Annotated in this window: 14 protein-coding genes and 1 riboswitch; of the genes, 6 read left to right on the top strand and 8 right to left on the bottom strand. The window is 71.9% G+C overall.

Annotation, left to right across the window (positions count from 1 at the left end; all coding sequences use genetic code 11):
• Nucleotides 1-48: 48 nt before the first annotated feature.
• From ACZ601_RS17080 to ACZ601_RS17070, 3 genes are read right to left on the bottom strand one after another with little or no spacing between them, the layout of a single operon-like run.
• Nucleotides 49-939, bottom strand: a complete 891-nt coding sequence (locus tag ACZ601_RS17080) for a carbohydrate ABC transporter permease (protein WP_469538421.1) — start codon at nucleotides 937-939, stop codon at nucleotides 49-51.
• A 4-nt stretch (nucleotides 940-943) separates the two neighbouring features.
• Nucleotides 944-1873 (bottom strand): carbohydrate ABC transporter permease, encoded by a 930-nt coding sequence (locus ACZ601_RS17075; protein ID WP_469538418.1) that lies wholly within the window; start codon nucleotides 1871-1873, stop codon nucleotides 944-946.
• A 2-nt stretch (nucleotides 1874-1875) separates the two neighbouring features.
• The gene (locus ACZ601_RS17070) at nucleotides 1876-3123 is read right to left on the bottom strand and encodes an extracellular solute-binding protein (RefSeq protein ID WP_469538528.1); all 1248 of its coding nucleotides are present in this window, start codon (nucleotides 3121-3123) and stop codon (nucleotides 1876-1878) included.
• A 214-nt stretch (nucleotides 3124-3337) separates the two neighbouring features.
• Here ACZ601_RS17070 and ACZ601_RS17065 point away from each other — a divergent pair, with 214 nt between their 5' ends.
• The 5 genes from ACZ601_RS17065 (at nucleotide 3338) to ACZ601_RS17045 (ending at nucleotide 8444) form a co-directional block, all read left to right on the top strand.
• The gene (locus ACZ601_RS17065) at nucleotides 3338-4396 is read left to right on the top strand and encodes a LacI family DNA-binding transcriptional regulator (RefSeq protein WP_469538416.1); all 1059 of its coding nucleotides are present in this window, start codon (nucleotides 3338-3340) and stop codon (nucleotides 4394-4396) included.
• Between the two features lie 167 nt (nucleotides 4397-4563).
• Nucleotides 4564-5652: a WD40/YVTN/BNR-like repeat-containing protein gene (locus ACZ601_RS17060; RefSeq protein WP_469538413.1), complete on the top strand. Its 1089-nt coding sequence runs from the start codon at nucleotides 4564-4566 to the stop codon at nucleotides 5650-5652.
• A gap of 34 nt (nucleotides 5653-5686) precedes the next feature.
• Nucleotides 5687-6364 (top strand): uracil-DNA glycosylase, encoded by a 678-nt coding sequence (locus tag ACZ601_RS17055; RefSeq protein WP_311307231.1) that lies wholly within the window; start codon nucleotides 5687-5689, stop codon nucleotides 6362-6364.
• Nucleotides 6361-7425 (top strand): N-acetylglucosamine kinase, encoded by a 1065-nt coding sequence (locus tag ACZ601_RS17050; protein ID WP_469538409.1) that lies wholly within the window; start codon nucleotides 6361-6363, stop codon nucleotides 7423-7425. Before ACZ601_RS17055 ends, ACZ601_RS17050 begins: the two co-directional genes overlap by 4 nt.
• A gap of 95 nt (nucleotides 7426-7520) precedes the next feature.
• Nucleotides 7521-8444 carry a sirohydrochlorin chelatase gene (locus tag ACZ601_RS17045; protein ID WP_440578180.1) on the top strand — a complete coding sequence of 308 codons (924 nt, stop codon included), beginning with the start codon at nucleotides 7521-7523 and terminating at the stop codon, nucleotides 8442-8444.
• Between the two features lie 95 nt (nucleotides 8445-8539).
• On the opposite strand, the gene ACZ601_RS17040 is transcribed toward ACZ601_RS17045, so the two are convergent.
• Nucleotides 8540-9610, bottom strand: a complete 1071-nt coding sequence (locus tag ACZ601_RS17040) for a lactonase family protein (protein WP_469538406.1) — start codon at nucleotides 9608-9610, stop codon at nucleotides 8540-8542.
• 104 nt (nucleotides 9611-9714) lie between these two features.
• The gene (locus tag ACZ601_RS17035; RefSeq protein ID WP_469538403.1) at nucleotides 9715-11226 is read right to left on the bottom strand and encodes an FUSC family protein; all 1512 of its coding nucleotides are present in this window, start codon (nucleotides 11224-11226) and stop codon (nucleotides 9715-9717) included.
• A gap of 308 nt (nucleotides 11227-11534) precedes the next feature.
• Nucleotides 11535-11751, top strand: a riboswitch (cobalamin riboswitch).
• Nucleotides 11752-11914: 163 nt separating this feature from the next.
• Here ACZ601_RS17035 and metE point away from each other — a divergent pair.
• Nucleotides 11915-14233, top strand: coding sequence for a 5-methyltetrahydropteroyltriglutamate--homocysteine S-methyltransferase (gene metE, locus ACZ601_RS17030; protein WP_469538401.1), 2319 nt, complete (start codon nucleotides 11915-11917; stop codon nucleotides 14231-14233).
• Nucleotides 14234-14263: 30 nt separating this feature from the next.
• Here the strand turns inward: metE and ACZ601_RS17025 are convergent, their stop codons facing one another.
• Genes ACZ601_RS17025 through ACZ601_RS17015 form a run of 3 tightly spaced genes read right to left on the bottom strand, consistent with a single transcriptional unit; the run spans nucleotide 14264 to nucleotide 17912 of the window.
• Complete coding sequence (locus ACZ601_RS17025; RefSeq protein WP_469538398.1) at nucleotides 14264-15091, bottom strand: ECF transporter S component family protein; 828 nt, start codon at nucleotides 15089-15091, stop codon at nucleotides 14264-14266.
• The gene (locus ACZ601_RS17020) at nucleotides 15088-16752 is read right to left on the bottom strand and encodes an ABC transporter ATP-binding protein (RefSeq protein ID WP_469538395.1); all 1665 of its coding nucleotides are present in this window, start codon (nucleotides 16750-16752) and stop codon (nucleotides 15088-15090) included. The genes ACZ601_RS17025 and ACZ601_RS17020 overlap by 4 nt, the downstream gene beginning before the upstream one ends.
• Nucleotides 16749-17912: a CbiQ family ECF transporter T component gene (locus ACZ601_RS17015; protein ID WP_469538393.1), complete on the bottom strand. Its 1164-nt coding sequence runs from the start codon at nucleotides 17910-17912 to the stop codon at nucleotides 16749-16751. The genes ACZ601_RS17020 and ACZ601_RS17015 overlap by 4 nt, the downstream gene beginning before the upstream one ends.
• Nucleotides 17913-17921: the final 9 nt, after the last annotated feature.

The raw sequence follows: 17921 nt of genomic DNA, 5'->3' as shown, positions 1-17921 counted from the left end.
GCAGGGGTTCCTCTCATGAGTGCGGTGGTGCGGGGCGGCGTGGGTGCGTTATTTGCCGCCCACCCCCATCAGTCCGTTGACCAGCGCCCTGCGCGCCACGAGGTACACGGCGAAGATCGGCACCACGGAGAGCACGATCGCCGCGAGTACGGCGGGGATGTTCACTCCGAACTGGGACATGAAGTTGAAGAGACCGAGCGTCAGTACGCGCTTCTCCTCCGACTGGGTGAGGATCAGCGGGAAGAGGAATCCGTTCCAGGCCTGCAGTGCCGAGAAGATCGCCACGGTGCTGATGCCGGCCTTGGACATCGGGATGGCGAGCTGCCACAGCATCCGCAGCGGTGTCGCGCCGTCCAGCGCCATCGCCTCGTACATCTCCTCGGAGACGTCGCGCATGGTGCCGCTCAGGACGAGGACGGCCACCGGCATCGCGAAGGCCGCCGTCGGCAGGATGATCGCGGGCAGCGTGTCGTACAGGCCCATCTTGCCGATTAGCAGGTACAGCGGCACGATCACGGCCTGCGCCGGGATGGCCACGCCGAGCAGGAACGTCCGGAAGGCCAGCGAGGAGAGCCGGCTGCGGGTGCGCACCGCGACATAGGCGACGGGCACCGAGAGGACCAGCACGATGGCCACCGTGGCGGCGGCCACGATCGCGGTGTTGCCCAGCAGGGTGAGGAAGCCGCTGTGCAGCACGCTGTCGTAGTTCTCCAGCGTGGGGTGGGACGGCAGCGCCAGCGGATCGCCGCTGAGCGCCTCGTCCTGGTGCATCAGCGAGGAGGAGACCAGCGTGTACAGGGGTACGACGACGATGACGAGCCAGACCAGCGAGCCGAGTCCGGCCAGCGGGTTTCCCCGCTTCCGGCGGCGGGCGGTGGCGCTCCGGCCCCGGACCGCGGGCGTCGTGGGCGGCGCCGCACGACGGGTGTCGACCGACATCACGTCACATACCTTCCCGCGTCGAGCGCATGGAGCCGAATCCGCTGAAGCGCACCAGGATCAGTGACAGACCGGTGGCGACGACCACCAGGGCCGTGGCGATGGCCGCGGCGTAGCCGAGGTCGTAGGTCTGGAAGCCGGTGCGGTACATCAGGTAGGGCAGGATCGTGGTGTCCGTGCCCGGACCGCCCTTGGTCATGATCAGCACGGTGTCGAAGTACGTCAGCGAGCCGACGATCATCAGGACCGAGGAGGTCGTGATGGTGTTGCGCAGCTGCGGCAGGGTGATGTGGAAGAACTGCCGCAGCATTCCGGCGCCGTCGATGGCGGCCGCCTGGTAGAGGACCTCGGGGATCTGCCGGGCGCCGCCCTGGTAGATCAGGGTGTGGAACGGCATGAACTGCCAGCCGCCGACGAAGGCCACGGTGAGCAGGGCGCCGGTGGACGAGCCCATGATGTTGGGGTCGATGCCGAGCCAGGGGCCGATCTGCTTGATGACGCCGAAGTTGGGGTCGAGCAGCGCGTGGAAGAGCATCGCGATGGCGGTGGTGGAGAGCAGCAGCGGGATGAAGAAGACGGCGGAGAGGAAGGTCCGGCTGCGCTGTCTGCCCGCCGCCCAGACGCCCAGCAGCAGCGCCACCGGGGTCTGGAAGGCCCAGCTGACGGTGGTGAGCAGCAGGCTGAGCCAGGCGGCCTGGCGGAATTCGGGGTCCTTGAACAGCCGGGTCCAGTTGTCCGTGCCGACCGGGGCCGGGGAGTTCAGCCCGTCCCAGTGGCAGAAGGAGAGATAGACGGCGATCGCCAGCGGGACGATCGCGAAGAGGGCGAAGAAGACGATCCCGGGAAGGGCCCAGGCGACCGAGGGGCGGCCGACGTTGCCGACGGCCGCCTTCCTTCCTCCACGCACCTTGGAGTACGGAGAGAGCTGGGACATCGTTACTTGACGGCCTTCATCGCGGCGACGAACTGCTCGGGCGTGGACTTGCCGGCGAACAGCTTGCTGATCTCGGTGAGCAGCGGGGTGGCGATCTGCGACTCCAGCGCCTGGTCCCAGGAGAGCGTGAAGCTCGGCGCCTTCTGGACCATCGAGTACTGGTCGTGCGCGAACCGCGGGTTGGGCGAGGAATCCAGTGTCGAGGCGGCGTCCGACGTGGTCGGGATGTCGCCGTTGTCGACCAGGGCCTTGCTGTAGGACTTGGCGGCCATGGTCTTCAGGAACGCGATGGCCGCGTCCTTGTGCTTGGTCCTGGTGTTGACGGACCAGTAGTTGGTGGGGTTGCCGACCACGTCGGCCGGGTCACCGACGCCGCCGGCCACGGTCGGGAATGCGGTCCAGCCGAGGTCCTTCTTGGCGAACGCGGGCGCCTTGCCGAGCTGTGTCGAGTACTCCCACGAGCCCATCAGGTGCATGGCGGCCTTGCCCTTGTTGAGCAGGGTGGGGGCGCCTCCGTTGCCGTAGTCGACGGAGTTGAAGTTCTTGCCGAACGCGCCGCCGTCGACGAGCTCCTTGACGGTCTGTGCCGACTTGAGGACGGCGGGGTCGCCCCAGCCGGAGCTGTCGCCGCCCTGGATCTTCCGGAAGACCTCGGGGCCGCCGATCCGGTCGAGGAGGTACTCCATCCACATCAGCTCGGGCCATTTGTCGGAGCCGCCGAGGGCGAACGGGGTGATGCCCCTGCCCTTGAAGACGGTGATGGCCTTCTGCATGTCCTCCCAGGTCTTGGGGGGCTGGAGCTTGTTCTGCGCGAAGAGGGTCTTGTTGTAGAAGAGCATCACGGGCTGCATGCCGCGCATCGGGACGCCGTACATCTTCCCGTCGAGGCTGCCCGCCTCGACGATCGACGGGAGGAAGCCGTCCTTGAGGGTGGGGTCACTCTCGATCGTCGAGGTGAGGTCGACGACCTGCCCCGCGTCCACGTACGGCTTGATGGAGCCGCCGCCCCAGTTGTAGAAGATGTCGGGGGCGCTCGGGGAGCCCATGGCGCTGCGGAGCTTGTTGACGTAGTCGGTGCCGGGTACGGGGACGAGCTTGACCTTGACCTCTGAGGTCTTGTTGAACTCCTTGACCGCCGCTTCCTGGATCTTCACGGCGTCGTCCCCGTAGACGTAGGCGGTGAGGGTTCCACCCCCGCCCCCGCTGCCGCTGTCCGAGCCGCATCCCGCCAGCAGGCCGGCCATGACCATGGCGGCGCCGGCCGCGGTCCATCTCGCCGTACGTGTGCCCTGAGTGAAAATACCCGACCGCATGACCGCACCTCTGTCGAATGTTTCGGTGTGACTTCCGAATGTTTCCGGAACCGTACGGTCGGGTTTCGGGTGCGTCAAGGGGTCGGGAAGCGGGAGTTGCTCGCGCCCGGCCCAGCCGTCGCCGGACCTGGCGGGAAGCTACGATCCCCTTATGAGCCCCGCAAACGTCCAGTCACATCAGGGAAACGCACCGGCCGGCGAACCGCCGGAAGGCACCGCCACGCTGGCGGAAATCGCCCGAGCGGCCGGAGTCTCGGCTCCGACAGTTTCGAAGGTGCTGAACGGGCGCGCCGATGTCGCTCCCGGTACCCGCACCAAGGTGGAGGAGCTGCTGCTGGTGCACGGCTACCGCCGCAGACGGGGCTCCACCACCCAGTCCCAGCTGATCGACCTGGTCTTCCACGAGCTGGACAGCGCCTGGGCCATGGAGGTCGTGCGCGGGGTGGAGAACGTCGCCAGGGAGGAGGGGCTGAGCCTGGTCCTCTCGGAGAGCGCGGGCCGGCTCACGCCGGGGCAGACCTGGGTGGACGGGGTGCTGGCCAGGCGACCGGTCGGGGTGATCCTGGTGCTCTCGGACCTCACCGCCGCCCAGCGCGCCCAGCTGACCAGCCGCAGCATCCCCTACGCGGTGGTCGACCCGGCGGGCGATCCCGGCGACGACGTCCCCTCGGTCGGGACGACGAACTGGCAGGGCGGCCTGGCCGCCACCCGTCACCTCACCGCACTCGGGCACCGGCGGATCGGGGTCATCAGCGGCCCGTCCCGGATGATGTGCAGCCGGGCCCGGGTGGACGGCTACCGCGCCGCCCTGGAGACCGCGGGCCTGCCGATCGATCCCGCCCTGGTCCGCGAGGGCGAGTTCCAGCACGAGGCGGGCTACACCGCGGGCCTCGATCTGCTGCGCCTGGCCGACCGGCCGACCGCGGTCTTCGCCGGCAACGACCTCCAGGCGCTCGGCGTGTACGAGGCGGCGCGGGAGCTGGGCCTGCGCATCCCCGAGGATCTCAGCGTCATCGGCTTCGACGACCTGCCGCTCACCCGGTGGATCGGCCCGCCGCTGACCACGGTGCGCCAGCCGCTCATAGAGATGGCCGAGACCGCCGCCCGGCTGGTCATCGACCTGGGCCGGGGCCGGCAGCCCGCGACCACCCGGGTCGACCTGGCCACCAGTCTGGTGGTGCGCAGCAGCACGGCGGCGCCCCGCCGCTGACCCGGGCGGCCGTCGCGGGCCAGTCCCCCGCTGGGCCTCGTGCACCCCGCCGGACCTGGCACGTCCGCGGAAGCGGCGGTGTCCCGGGCTGTCCTGCGCGCCACTGTCAGTGGCCGGGTGCAGACTGGCCGGTATCCGGCACAACGGCGTTTCGGGAGGTTCGGGTCATGACCGATGTTCTGCTCACCGTGGGTACCCGCAAAGGACTCTTCATCGGCCGCCGGCACGACGGTGTGTGGAGGTTCGACGGTCCGCACTTCAACGCTCAGGCGATCTACTCGGTCGCCATCGACACCCGTGGAAAAGCTCCCCGGCTGCTGGTCGGCGGCGACAGCGCGCACTGGGGCCCGTCCGTCTTCCACTCGGACGACCTGGGCGCCAGCTGGGTGGAGCCCAGGCGCCCGGCCGTGAAGTTCCCCGAGTTCACCGGGACGTCGCTGGAGCGGGTCTGGCAGCTGCAGCCGGCGGGCCCGGAGGCGCCCGACGTCGTGTACGCGGGCACCGAGCCGGCCGCGCTGTTCCGGTCGCGGGACGGCGGCGAGTCGTTCGAGCTGGTCCGCCCGCTCTGGGAGCATCCGACGCGTTCGAAATGGGTGCCGGGCGGGGGCGGCGAGGGGCTGCACACGGTCCTGACCGACGAGCGGGACGCCCGGTCGGTGACGGTCGCGGTCTCCACCGCCGGGGTGTTCAGGACCGCGGACGGCGGCGAGAGCTGGGCCCCGGCCAACAAGGGGGTGTCGGCCGTCTTCCTGCCGGACCCGCACCCGGAGTTCGGCCAGTGCGTCCACAAGGTCAGCCGGGACGCGGTCGATCCCGACCGGCTCTACCTCCAGAACCACTGGGGCGTGTTCCGCAGCGACGACGCCGGGAGCAACTGGACCGACATCGGCGCGGGCCTGCCGTCCGACTTCGGCTTCGCCGTGGCCGCGCACCCGCACCGGGCGGACACGGCGTACGTCTTCCCGATCAACGCCGATGCCGACCGGGTACCGGCGGAGCACCGCTGCCGGGTCTTCCGGACCCGCGACGCAGGCGACAGCTGGGAGCCGCTGTCCGCGGGGCTCCCGGAGGGGGCCCACTACGGCACGGTGCTGCGGGACGCGCTCTGCACGGACGACGCCGATCCGGCGGGGGTCTACTTCGGCAACCGCAACGGCGAGCTGTACGCGAGCGCGGACGACGGCGACAGCTGGCAGCAGCTCGTCTCCCACCTGCCCGATGTCCTGTGCGTGCGGGCTGCGGCGACCGGCGGTTGATCCATACCGTCGTATCAGCAGTAGAGTGCCGCCCGTGGCAGCACGACCTCTGAACGAAATCATCGAGCCCGGCTGGGCGCGGGCCCTTGAGCCCGTGGCCGAACGCGTCGCGGCGATGGGCGAATTCCTGCGCGGCGAGATCGCCGCGGGGCGCACCTATCTCCCCTCGGGCGCGAACGTCCTGCGGGCGTTCCAGCAACCCTTCGACCAGGTGCGGGTCCTGATCGTCGGTCAGGACCCCTACCCGACACCGGGGCACGCGGTGGGGCTGAGCTTCTCCGTCGCACCCGACGTCCAACCGGTGCCCGGCAGCCTGGAGAACATCTTCCGGGAGCTCCACTCGGACCTGGGGCTTCCGCGCCCCTCCAACGGTGATCTGACGCCCTGGGCGGAGCAGGGCGTCCTGCTGCTCAACAGGGCGCTGACCACGGCGCCCCGCCGGCCCGCCGCGCATCGCGGCAAGGGCTGGGAGGAGGTGACCCAGCAGGCGATCTCGGCGCTGGTCGCGCGCGGCACCCCGCTGGTGTCGGTCCTGTGGGGGCGCGACGCCCGCAATCTGCGCCCCTCGCTGGGTGATTTCCCGGCGATCGAGTCCTCGCACCCCTCCCCCATGTCGGCGGACCGCGGGTTCTTCGGTTCGCGCCCGTTCAGCCGGACCAACGAGCTGCTGGAGCGCCAGGGCGCCGCCCCGGTGGACTGGCGACTGCCGTGACGACCGCGCCCGGCGGCCCCGGACGGCCGGACCCCGCCGGGGAGTACGTCCTCGGCGTGGACTCGGGTGGCTCCGGGCTGCGGGTGGCTCTGGGCACCGTGGGCTCGGACACCCCCCTGGGCACGTCGGCGTCTGCCGAACCGGTGCGGACCGGAACCTCCGGCATCGACGCCGCCCACCTGCTGGAACAACTGCTGCCCGCCGTCCGGAAGCTGCTCGCACGGCACGGCGGCGGCAGCCGCGTCGCGGCCGCGGCGATCGGCGCGGCCGGTATGGGCACCCTCGGGGACCGGCTGCGGGCCGAACTGCCCGCAGCCCTGACGGACGCGCTCGGGGTGCGCCGGCTGGCGCTCGCCGCCGACGCCGTGACCGCGTACGCCGGCGCGGTCGGACAGCGTCCCGGCGCCGTGGTCGCGGCCGGGACCGGTCTGATCGCCCTGGGCACGGATCTGACGCGGTGGCGGCGGGCCGACGGCTGGGGTCATCTGCTGGGCGACAGCGGCGGCGGTGCCTGGATCGGCCGGGCCGGTCTCGACGCGGCGATGCGCGCCCACGACGGGCGGCGCGGCGGATCCCGGGCGCTGCTCGGCCGGCTGGAGGCGGTGTTCGGACCGGCGCCCGGACTTCCGGCCCTGCTCTATCCGCGTACCGACCGGCCCGCGGTGCTGGCCTCGTTCGCTCCGGAGGTGGCCGGCTGCGCCGCACACGACCCGGTGGCGGAGGGCATTCTCCGCGAGGCCGCCGGACATATCGCGGAGGCCGCCGCCGCCGTGTGCCCGACGGCGGGATCCGGGGACGAGGGATGCGAAGTGGCTCTGACGGGTGGCCTGTTCCGGATGGGCGAGCCGTTGCTCGTACCGCTGCGCGAGGAGCTGGACCGGCTGCTGCCGCACGCGCGGGCGGTCCCCGGTTCGGGTGATCCCCTGATCGGCTCCCTGCGCATCGCGCGGGCCCTGGCCACCGGCGGTCTGCTCCTGCCGCATCATCCGACGCTGCTCAGCATTCCGTTGTCCGGATTGGACCAACAGTCCACCGCAGAGGTGACAGAGCAGGGCAGTTGACCGGTAAGCCGCTCAACGGATAAATACGGACAGACAACGCTCGACCGGACCCTCCCCGCGCAGTGGGGTACCCAAAACCAGTAGCATGCGGCGCCATGAGCACCCCCACTGGGCCCGCTTCCGGCCTGCCTGTACGAATGCCGCGACCTCGCCAGTCCGGACGGCACCGCCGCCCGGAGCCCGTGGTCGCACCTGAGGGCGCTGCCGCGCTCGTTCTCGCCGTTCCCGGTACCCCCTCCTCGGCCAGCCGCAGTCTGGCCGAGGAGGTGATCAGCATTGCCCGCTCCGAGCTGCCCGGTCTGAACGCCGTGATCGGTTACCTCGACGGCGACGATGCCGAGTACCCGTCCCTTGTCTCCGCCCTCGCCCACTGCGCCGCAGAGCGCACCGCACGCTTCGAGCAGGCCACGGCCGCCGGACGCGAGGTCGCTCCGCCCGAGGGGCCGGCCGCCGTCGTGGTGCCGCTGCTCGCGGGACCGGACAGCGCCCTTGTGCAGCGGATAGGCCAAGCGATCACGGACAGCCAGGCACCGGCCGAGCTGACCGATGTGCTCGGCCCGCACCCGCTGCTCGCCGAGGCGCTGCACGTACGCCTCTCCGAGGCCGGTCTCGCCCGCGCCGACCGGGCGAGGCTGTTCACGGTGGCCACCGCCGCCGACGGGATCGTACTGGCGACGGTGGGCGGCGAGGAGGCCGTGCAGGCGGCCGGGATCACCGGCATGCTGCTGGCCGCACGACTGGCGGTTCCCGTGATGGCCGCCGCGCTCGACGTCGAGGGTTCCGTCTCGTCGGTCGCCGCGCAGCTGAAGGACTCCGGCTCGCTCCAGCTTGCGGTCGCCCCGTACCTGGTGGGCCCCGAGGTGGCCGAAGGGCTGCTGGACTCCGCAGTCAAGGACGCGGGCTGCGCGGCGGCCGAGCCGCTCGGCGCCTACCCGGCGATCGGCAAGCTGGTGATGTCGATGTACACCACGGCACTCGGCATCGCCGCCCCGGTGGCGCAAGGGGCACAGGCCCTCTGATCCGTTCCGGGGTGCGTTCCGCTTCCTGACGGGCGTGGGGGGGGGGGGGGGGGGGGGGCCCCCCCCCCCCCCCCCCCCCCCCACGCCCGCGCCTGTCAGGCGAAGATCACACAGGAGGCCGCAGGAACCTCCAGGGAGCCCTCCTGGACCGGGATACCGGTCTCCGGGTCCACGGCGAACCAGGCGACGTTCCCGGACCGCTCATTGGCCGCGTACAGCCGTCGCCCGGTGGGGTCGAGCGCGAGGTCGCGCGGCCAGTGGCCACCGCAGCCCACCGTGGTGACCAGGGACGCCTTCTCGCCGGTGGCGTCGAGACCGAGCACCGAGATGCTGTCGTGCCCGCGAGTGGCCGCCCAGAGGAACCTGCCGTCGTGCGAGACGACGACCTCGGACGGGTAGCTCGCCGCGGCGCCGTCCCCGGTCGCCTCCGCGGGCAGCACGGGAGTCTCGCCGACCGCTTCGAGGACTCCGGCGGCGGCGTCCCACCGGCACACGGTGACCGTGGGTTCGAGCTCGTTCAGCACATAGGCGTGGGCGCCGTCGGGGTGGAAGGCGAGATGGCGCGGTCCGGTACCGGGCCGCAGCGCCGTCTCCCCGTGCGGGCGCGGCGCTCCGGTCTCCGCGTCGAGCGCGCAGATCCGTACCGAATCGGTGCCGAGGTCGACGCTCAGCACCCAGTTCCCCGAGGGGTCGGGGAGCACCTGGTGGGCGTGCGGGCCCTCCTGGCGGGTGGCGTCCGGCCCGCTCCCCTCGTGCTGGAGCACGCTGCTGGCGGCACCCAGTGAACCGTCCGCGCGCACGGGCAGCACGGTGACGCTGCCGGAGCCGTAGTTGGCGGTCAGCAGCCGGCCGCCCGCGAGGGTGAGGTGGGTGGGTCCGTCCCCGTCCACCGGCTGGAGGGCGCCGATCGGCCGGGGCGTGTCCTGGGTGACGTCGAGCGCCGCGGCCGCTCCCGGCTCGGTCTCGCTGACCGCGTACAGGACCGCGCCGCCGGGGCCCCCGCCCCGGCCCAGTACCAGGTAGGAGGGGTCGGGCACGGAATCCGTCGCGCCGAGGACGGTGAGCGCCCCGGTCTCCTGGTCCACGGCGGCGACGGTGATGCCCCGCCCGCCCGCCGAGGTGAAGGACCCGATGAATGCCCGTCCGGCACCGTTGCTGCTGTCCACCGCACTGCCTCTCTCCGCCGACTGACCGCGACAGTGGGGACCGTCGCGATCTTCCGCGGCGACGGTAGCAGTGCGGCGAGTGGTCTGGACCAAAGGGTGCGTTATCAGGCCGCGGCGAGCGGGGCCCTCGGCGGGCTGTGCAGCGGCGCGGCCAGCTCGGCCAGCGCCCGCTCCAGGCCGTGCAGGTGGGCGAGGGCGGGTTCCGTCACCCCGGCGTGCGCCGGATGTCCGGGGGCGAGCGGGGTGCGGGCCGGCCGCCCGGGAGCGGTCAGCGCCTCCACCGCGCTCTCGACGCGCCAGCAGGCGGCGGCGAGCCGGGCGTCGTGCGAGGCCTCCGGATCGGCGGCGACGGAGGCCAGTCCGCGCACCTCGCGCGCGCAGTCGTCGAGCAGCGCGAGGACCTGCCGCGCCCGTGCCTTGCGGGCCCTCACCGGGTTGAGGGGGTGCACCAGCGGCGCCAGCGACAGCCGTACCCGGCCGAGGATCGCCTCCAGCTCAGCAACGTGCCGGGGCGGGTCGGCGTCCTCGCTTCCTGCGAGCCGGGCAGCGGCCTCCGCCGTGCAGGTGTGCACGCACCGCAGGGCCCGCTCCACCCAGGCCTCGGTCACCGAGTGCGTGGTCACCGGCAGCACGAACAGCACCGCGAGTACGGCGCCGAGCGCACCGGCCCCCGTCTCGGTGACCCGGAGCACCAGAAGTCCCGCGTCGAGCACGCCGAGCAGCCCGTACAGCATGCTGGCCATCACGGTGACGGCCAGCATCATCCAGGTGTAGGAGACGGCGGCGGTGTAGAAGATCCCGAACACGCCCACCGCGACGACGACGGCGGCCACGACCGGCTCGTGGTGCAGCGGCACGGCCACGGCGAAGCCCAGCCCGATGCCGAGCACGGTCCCCAGGAATCGCCTGAACCCGCGCACCACGGTCTCGCCGCGAGAGGTCGTGGCCACGAACACCCACCAGGTGGCGCCGACCGCCCAGTACCAGCGCTGGTCGGAGAGCAGCTGGCCCACCGCGAGCGCGAATCCCGCGCCCAGGGTCGCCTGTACGGCCTGCCGCGTCGTGATGCGCCGCAGCCCCGTCGCTCCCGCGGGAAGGCCGACCGTCGCCGGGGCCGTGATCCGGCGCTCGTAGCACCACGCCCCGAACCGCACCAGGGACGACGCGAGGAGCGACAGCAGCACCGCCGCGTACAGCTCGGGCAGCTGGCCGGGCACGGTGTGCAGGAACTGGGCGGAGAAGTAGGCCATGAAGGCGAACACGCCCAGCGAGTGCCCGCGCGGCCCCCACCGCCGCGCGTACACCCCGGCCCCCACGACGGCGAGGAACGCCAGGTCGCGGGCGACGGGTACGTCGTGCAGCACGGCGGCGAGCGTGAGCACCGGGAGGCCGACGACGGGGAGCAGCGCGGTCGTCGTGGCCTGCCCGCGCACCGTCGGGTCGGTCACTGTGAACAGGGCGAGCAGCGCGGCCAGGCCCCCCGTGATGGCCGCCACCAGCGAGTGCCCCGCCGCCCCGCACAGGGCGACGGCGAGCCCGATGCCGAGCACGGCCCGGGACGCGAACCGCAGCCGGATCCGCCCGGGGTCGTGTGCGACGAACGCCCTCTTCAGCAAGTCGCCTCGCCCCTTTCGCGCATGACACCAGCGCAGACATGAGAAAGGCGCCACAGAGATCCCTGAGGGACCTGCAGCGCCATTGATGCCTCCATCTCAACACCTGGGGGGCTAATGGTTCAACTCAGACCCACTCCAATGAGCCAATGGCCCACTCATGCCCCACCTCGCCCGACCACGGCAGAGCCAACGGACCAGCCTGAGGACAGTCGGCACAGGAGGAGGAACGCGGCACTCATGGCAACGTCTCCGTCCCCTTCCGGATCCCGGAATGTGAACAGCGGCGCCGCTGCGACGGTCCACCCCCTAGGCTGGCCGGTGCAGCTGGTTCGCCCTGTCCGCCAGGCAGACGCGTCGCAAGAGGGAACCCGGTGTGAATCCGGGACTGCCCCGCAGCGGTAAGTGGGAACGACCGCCGTCATACGCACTGGATCCGTTCGGATCCGGGAAGCGACGGCCAGTAGGAGTCTGCCCCCGGCAGACGTGCCCGCGAGTCCGAAGACCTGCCCGTTGCCCGCACCCGAACCCTCGGACGCGGTTATCCCGGTGACCTCGTGGGCGGGTCGGCGTGCATACCAGACGGAGAATCCGCGCCGAGGCGTGTGCGATATCCGTCAGGTCCGTCATCCCTTCGCGTCCGTGTCCCGTCTCCGGGATGTTCAGGAGTCGTCTCGCGAAGGAGATTTCCGTGACACCCAAGCCCGCAGCCGCGGCAGCACGAGCCACCGTCCACGGCTACCCCCGACAGGGCCCGAACCGGGAACTGAAGAAGGCCGTCGAGGGGTACTGGAAGGGCCGCGTCAGCGCGGAAGCCCTCCGGGAGACGGCGGCGGAACTGCGCCGGTCCAACTGGAAGCGGCTGGCGGATGCCGGCGTCCATGAGGTCCCGACCGGCGATTTCTCGTACTACGACCACGTCCTGGACACCAGTGTCATGGTCGGCGCGGTCCCGCAACGGCACCGTGCGGCCGTCGCCGCCGACGCGCTCGACGGGTACTTCGCGATGGCTCGCGGCACCCAGGACGTGGCGCCGCTGGAGATGACCAAGTGGTTCGACACGAACTACCACTACCTCGTCCCCGAGCTCGGTCCTGACACCGTCTTCACCGCCGACTCCACCAAGCAGGTCACCGAGCTCAGGGAAGCCGTCGCACTCGGGCACACCGCCCGGCCGGTCCTCGTCGGCCCTGTCAGCTACCTCCTGCTGGCCAAGCCCGCCCCGGGGGTGGCGGCCGGCTTCGAGCCGCTCACCCTGCTGGACCGGCTGCTGCCGGTGTACGCGGAGGTGCTCGCGGATCTGCGTGCCGCCGGCGCGGAGTGGGTACAGATCGACGAACCCGCCCTGGTCCAGGACCGCACCCCGGCCGAGCTGAACGCCGCCGCCCGCGCCTACCGCGACCTCGGCGGCCTCACCGACCGGCCCAGGCTGCTCGTCGCCTCCTACTTCGGGCGGCTCGGTGAGGCGCTCCCGGTTCTGGCGAAGGCCCCGGTCGAGGGTCTGGCACTGGACTTCACCGATGCCGCCGCCGCCAACCTCGAAGACCTCGCCGCCGCCGGCGGGCTTCCCGGCAAGCGCCTCGTCGCGGGTGTCGTGAACGGCCGTAACATCTGGATCAACGACTACGAGAAGTCCCTCGCCACCCTCGCCACCCTCCTCGGCCTCGCGGACCGGGTCGACGTGGCCGCGTCCTGTTCCCTGCTGCACGTCCCGCTCGACACGGCGCCGGAGCGGGACATCGACCCGCAGATCCTGCGCTGGCTCGCCTTCGCCGAGCAGAAGACCGCCGAGATCGTCACGCTCGCGAAGGGACTGACCCTGGGCACCGGAGCGATCACCGCCGAGATCGCCGCCAACCGCGCCGACCTCGCGTCCCGCACCGGCTCCCCGATCACCCGTGACCCCGCCGTCCGGGCCAGGACCTCGGCCATCACCGACGCCGACGGCCGCCGCTCCCAGCCGTACACCGAGCGCGCCGCCGCCCAGCGGGCCCACCTCGGGCTGCCGCTGCTGCCGACGACGACCATCGGCTCGTTCCCGCAGACGAGCGAACTGCGCACGGCCCGCGCCGACCTGCGCGCGGGACGGATCGACACGGCCGGCTACGAGGAACGGATCAAGGCCGAGATCGGTGAGGTCATCGCCTTCCAGGAGAAGACCGGCATCGACGTCCTGGTGCACGGTGAGCCCGAACGCAACGACATGGTGCAGTACTTCGCCGAGCAGCTCACCGGCTACCTGGCCACCCAGCACGGCTGGGTCCAGTCCTACGGCACGCGTTACGTCCGCCCGCCGGTCCTCGCGGGCGACATCTCCCGCCCGGAGCCGATGACGGTGCGCTGGACCTCGTACGCCCAGTCGCTCACCGGGCGTCCGGTCAAGGGCATGCTCACCGGGCCGGTGACCATGCTGGCCTGGTCCTTCGTCCGTGACGACCAGCCGCTCGGCGACACCGCACGCCAGGTCGCCCTCGCCCTGCGCGACGAGGTCGACGACCTGGAGGCGGGGGGTGCTTCGGTCATCCAGGTCGACGAGCCCGCGCTGCGCGAGACACTCCCGCTGCGCGCCGCCGACCACGCCGGGTACCTGGAATGGGCCACCGAGTCGTTCCGCCTGACCACCAGCGGGGTACGGCCGGACACCCAGATCCACACCCACATGTGCTACGCGGAGTTCGGTGACATCGTCCAGGCCATCGACGACCTGGACGCCGACGTCATCAGCCTGGAGGCCGCCCGCTCGCACATGCAGGTCGCCCGCGAACTCGCCGCGCACGGATACCCGCGCGAGGCCGGTCCCGGCGTGTACGACATCCACTCACCGCGCGTACCCGACGCCGACGAGGCCGCGGCCCTGCTCCGCAAGGGGCTGAAGGCCATCCCCGCCGAGCGCCTGTGGGTCAATCCGGACTGCGGCCTGAAGACCCGCGGCTGGCCCGAGACCAGGGCGTCCCTGGAGAACCTGGTCGCCGCGGCCCGCACCGTCCGCGGCGAGCTGCCCGCCTCCTGATCGCGAAGGACTCGGGGCGGCGGCCGGAGGTTACGGGCGCCGCCCCGAGTCGTCCGGTCCGGCGGGCGTGAAGCGGACCGGGGCCTGGAAGCGGGCGCGTCGGGCGGCCCGGCGGAACGTGGTGAGTACCGCCGGGCCGGCCAGCGTGATGCAGACGAAGTTGGTGACGGCCCGGCCGGTGTCCCAGCCGAGGGAGGTGGCGAGGTCGAAGGCGAGGTAGCGGTGCCACTGCTCGGTGAACGGCAGCCCGGGAAGGTAGGCGAGGGAGCTGTTCGGGTCCAGGGAGAAGGGCCAGAAGGACAGGTTGAGCAGGAAGCCGAAGAGGTAGCCGGAGACCGAACCGTAGGTGGCGAGCATCAGGACCTCGCGGCGGCCGGTGGCCCGGGGCAGAAAGCCGGCGAGCATGCCCACGAAGGCGCAGCCGAACATCTGGTACGGCATCCACGGCCCGACACCGCCCGTGATCAGGGCGGAGGTGAAGAGTGAGGTGCAGCCGAGGGTGAAGCCGAAGCCCGGCCCGTAGACGCGTCCGGCCAGGACCAGGACGAAGAAGACCGTCTCGATGCCGGCGGTTCCGGCGCCCAGCGGGCGCAGCGCCGCGTTGACGGCGGAGAGGACGCCGAGCATGGCCAGGGCCTTGGAGCTGATGCCGCCCTCGGCGATCTCGGAGAGCACCACGCAGAGCACGAGGACGAGCAGGACGCCGAAGATCAGGGGCGGGGCGTAGTTCGAGCCGAACTTTCCGGGTGCGACGACGAAGGGCCAGAAGAAGGCCACCACGCCGAGGAACGCGGCCAGCGCGATGACCAGTGAGACACGGGTGTTGAGCCGGATGGCCGTCGCGGCGGTCGTGCTCATGCCTGGTCCTCGCCGTCGCGGGGCGCGGGGCCGGCCGGCGCGAGTGCCGAGGCCACCTGGTCGACGGTGAGGAACGGCAGCGGTGCCAGGATCTTCGCGGTCTGCGGTGCGAACACCGGTGAGGCGACGATGACTTCGGGGGTGGGGCCGTCCGCGACGATGTCGCCCTCGGCCATCACCACGACCCGGTCGGCGGTCCGGGCCACGAACTCCACGTCGTGGGTGGAGATGACGACCGCACGGCCCTCCGCCGCGAGTGCGGCGACGATCCGGGTCAGTTCCGCCTTCGCCCGGTAGTCCAGGCCGCGCGTCGGTTCGTCGAGGAGCAGCACCTGAGGTGTCGCGGCGAGCTGGATCGCGAGGACGAGAGCCAGTTTCTGCCCCTCGGACAGGTCGCGGGGGTGGGTCGCGTCGTCGATGCCCGGCGCCAGCCGGTCGAGGATCTCCCGCGCACCCGGGTTCGTGCCTCCGTCCGCCGACTCGCTGTCAGCCTGGGAGAGTTCCTGCTTGACGCTCTCCAGATAGAGCAGATCGGCGGGTGTCTGCGGGACGAGGCCGACCAGGCGGCGCGCGTGGGCCGCGGGCAGTGCGTGCGGGTCGTGCGCCGAGCCGCCTTGTGTGACGCGGACCGTGCCGGCCCTTCGCGGACCGGACCCCTGCAACGCCCAGAGCAGGGAGGACTTTCCGGAGCCGTTGCGCCCCATCAGTGCGGTGATCTCGCCGCTCCGCAGTTCGAGGCCGACCTCGCGGACGGCAGCGACGCCGTGATAGCTGACGGTGACTCCGCGGGCGGTCAGCAGTCGCGGGGCGTCGGCTGCGGGAGCCGGGCGCACCGGGGCGGGCGTGGCGTCGGCCAGCTCGGTCCTGAGCGGGGCGGCGGCCCGGCGCGCGTCGCGGACGGACAGCGGCAGCGGGTGCCAGCCGGCGGTGCGGGCGAGTTCCACGATCGGCGGGGCGATGGAGGAGGTACGGAGGATGTCGGCGGGGGTGCCGTGGACGACGCGCCCGTCACCGGGCAGGTGCACGATGCGGTCGGCGTACTGCACGACGCGTTCGAGGCGGTGCTCGGCCATGAGGACGGTGACCCCGAGGTCGTGGACGAGCCGGGTGACGGCGGCGAGGACCTCCTCCGCCGCGGTCGGGTCGAGGGCGGAGGTGGGTTCGTCGAGGACGAGGACGCGGGGATGGGCGGTGAGGACGGAGCCGATGGCGACCCGCTGCTGCTGCCCGCCGGAGAGTTCGTGGAGCGCGCGGTGGCGGAGGTCTGCCAGGCCCAGCAGGTCGAGAGTCTCCTCGACCCGTTTGCGCATGACGGGCGGCGCGATCGCCAACTGTTCCATGGCGTAGGCGAGTTCCTCCTCGACGGTGTCGGTGACGAATCCGTCGAGCGGGTCCTGCCCGACGACTCCGACCACGTCCGCGAGTTCCCGGGGCGGGTGGCTCGCGGTGTCCCGGCCGTCGACCGTGACGCGGCCGTACAGGGTGCCGCCGGTGAAGTGGGGTACGAGCCCGTTGACGGCGCCCAGGAGAGTCGACTTGCCGACACCCGTATGACCGACGACGAGGCAGAGTTCACCCTCCTCGATGACGAGGTCGACCTCACGGAGGGCGGGTTGGGCCGCCCCGTCGTACCTGACGGTGACCTGGTCGAAAGTGATCACGTGGCTTCGGCTTTCTCGGTGCGCTGTCGGGGGACGACCGGGTGGGGCGGGGCCGGCGGCGGTGCGAGGAACCCGGCGGACCCGGCGAGCAGGATCGCGCAGGTGGGCACCAGCGGCAGCGTCGGCCAGCTGAGCGGGTAGATCGAGGGGTTGAGCTCGGCCGCGTCGTAGCCCATGTTGCTGAAGAGCAGGACGGCGGAGAGCACCCCGGCTCCGGCGACGGCCCATTCGGGCAGCAGCCACGGGTCGGGCCGGTAGGTGGTGCGCGAGACCCTCCGTCCGCCCAGCCGCAGGCCCGCCACGCAGAGCACGGCTCCCGCCGCCATCGCCGGGAACCCGAGGAAGGCGGGGGTGGTCGCGTCGAGAAGGCCGTACGCCCCCGCGCACAGGCCGCACATCCCGAGGAGCATCAGCGCCCCGGTGGTCCGCCGCGAGCGGCGGGTGGCGGTGCCGGCGCGTCCGTATCCCCGGGAGTCCATTCCGGCGGCCAGGCGCAGCGAGCGTTCGAGGGCGTCCTCCAGGACGGGGACGACGATGCCGCGCAGAGCCTTGAGCCCCTTGCCGCGTCCGGCCCGCAGCCGCCGGGCGCGGGCCACTCGTTGCACGCTCTGCACGAGTTGGGGCGCGACGCTGATGGCGACGGTGACGGCGACGCCGAGTTCGTGCAGGGCGCCGGGCAGGATCCGCAGGGCGCGTTTGGGGTTGGCGAGGGTGTTGGCGGCGCCGATGCAGCAGAGCATGCAGGCGAGGCGCAGTCCGTCGGTGGCGGCGGACAGGAGCGCTTCGAGGGAGACGGGGCCGCCGAGCTGGATGCCCGCGTACCAGTCGGGGGTGGGGATGTGCGGGAGGGAGAAGAGGAAGTGGTCGTGCGGGGTGATGCCGGTCGCGAAGACCGCCCGGAACAGGACGCGGATCGCGACGACGGTGAGGGCGAGGTACAGGTAGTACTTGAATCCGCGGGCCCAGGGCGCCTCGGTCCGGCGCGTGGTGACGACGTATCCGAGGACGGCGAGCACGAGGAACAGCAGCAGCGGGTTGTTGGTGCGGCTGACGGCAGTGGCCAGCGCGAGTGCCCAGATCCACCAGGCGACCGGATGGAGCGTTCTGGGCAGCCGACGGCCGCCCGTGTCCGGCGTCCTGCCGGACACGGGCGAGGTCACCGCGGGGAC

It is taken from the genome of Streptomyces sp. NPDC104307, assembly GCF_055584045.1.
This window is presented reverse-complemented; position numbering and strand designations above follow the sequence as displayed.

What these genes read in the sequence shown, in the direction of transcription:
- ACZ601_RS17065 (WP_469538416.1), top strand. Translation starts at nt 3,338, where the DNA reads ATGAGCCCCGCAAACGTCCAGTCACATCAGGGAAACGCACCGGCCGGC.
- ACZ601_RS17060 (WP_469538413.1), top strand. Translation starts at nt 4,564, where the DNA reads ATGACCGATGTTCTGCTCACCGTGGGTACCCGCAAAGGACTCTTCATC.
- ACZ601_RS17075 (WP_469538418.1), bottom strand. Translation starts at nt 1,873, where the DNA reads ATGTCCCAGCTCTCTCCGTACTCCAAGGTGCGTGGAGGAAGGAAGGCG.
- ACZ601_RS17080 (WP_469538421.1), bottom strand. Translation starts at nt 939, where the DNA reads ATGTCGGTCGACACCCGTCGTGCGGCGCCGCCCACGACGCCCGCGGTC.
- ACZ601_RS17045 (WP_440578180.1), top strand. Translation starts at nt 7,521, where the DNA reads ATGAGCACCCCCACTGGGCCCGCTTCCGGCCTGCCTGTACGAATGCCG.
- ACZ601_RS17070 (WP_469538528.1), bottom strand. Translation starts at nt 3,123, where the DNA reads ATGGTCATGGCCGGCCTGCTGGCGGGATGCGGCTCGGACAGCGGCAGC.
- ACZ601_RS17025 (WP_469538398.1), bottom strand. Translation starts at nt 15,091, where the DNA reads ATGAGCACGACCGCCGCGACGGCCATCCGGCTCAACACCCGTGTCTCA.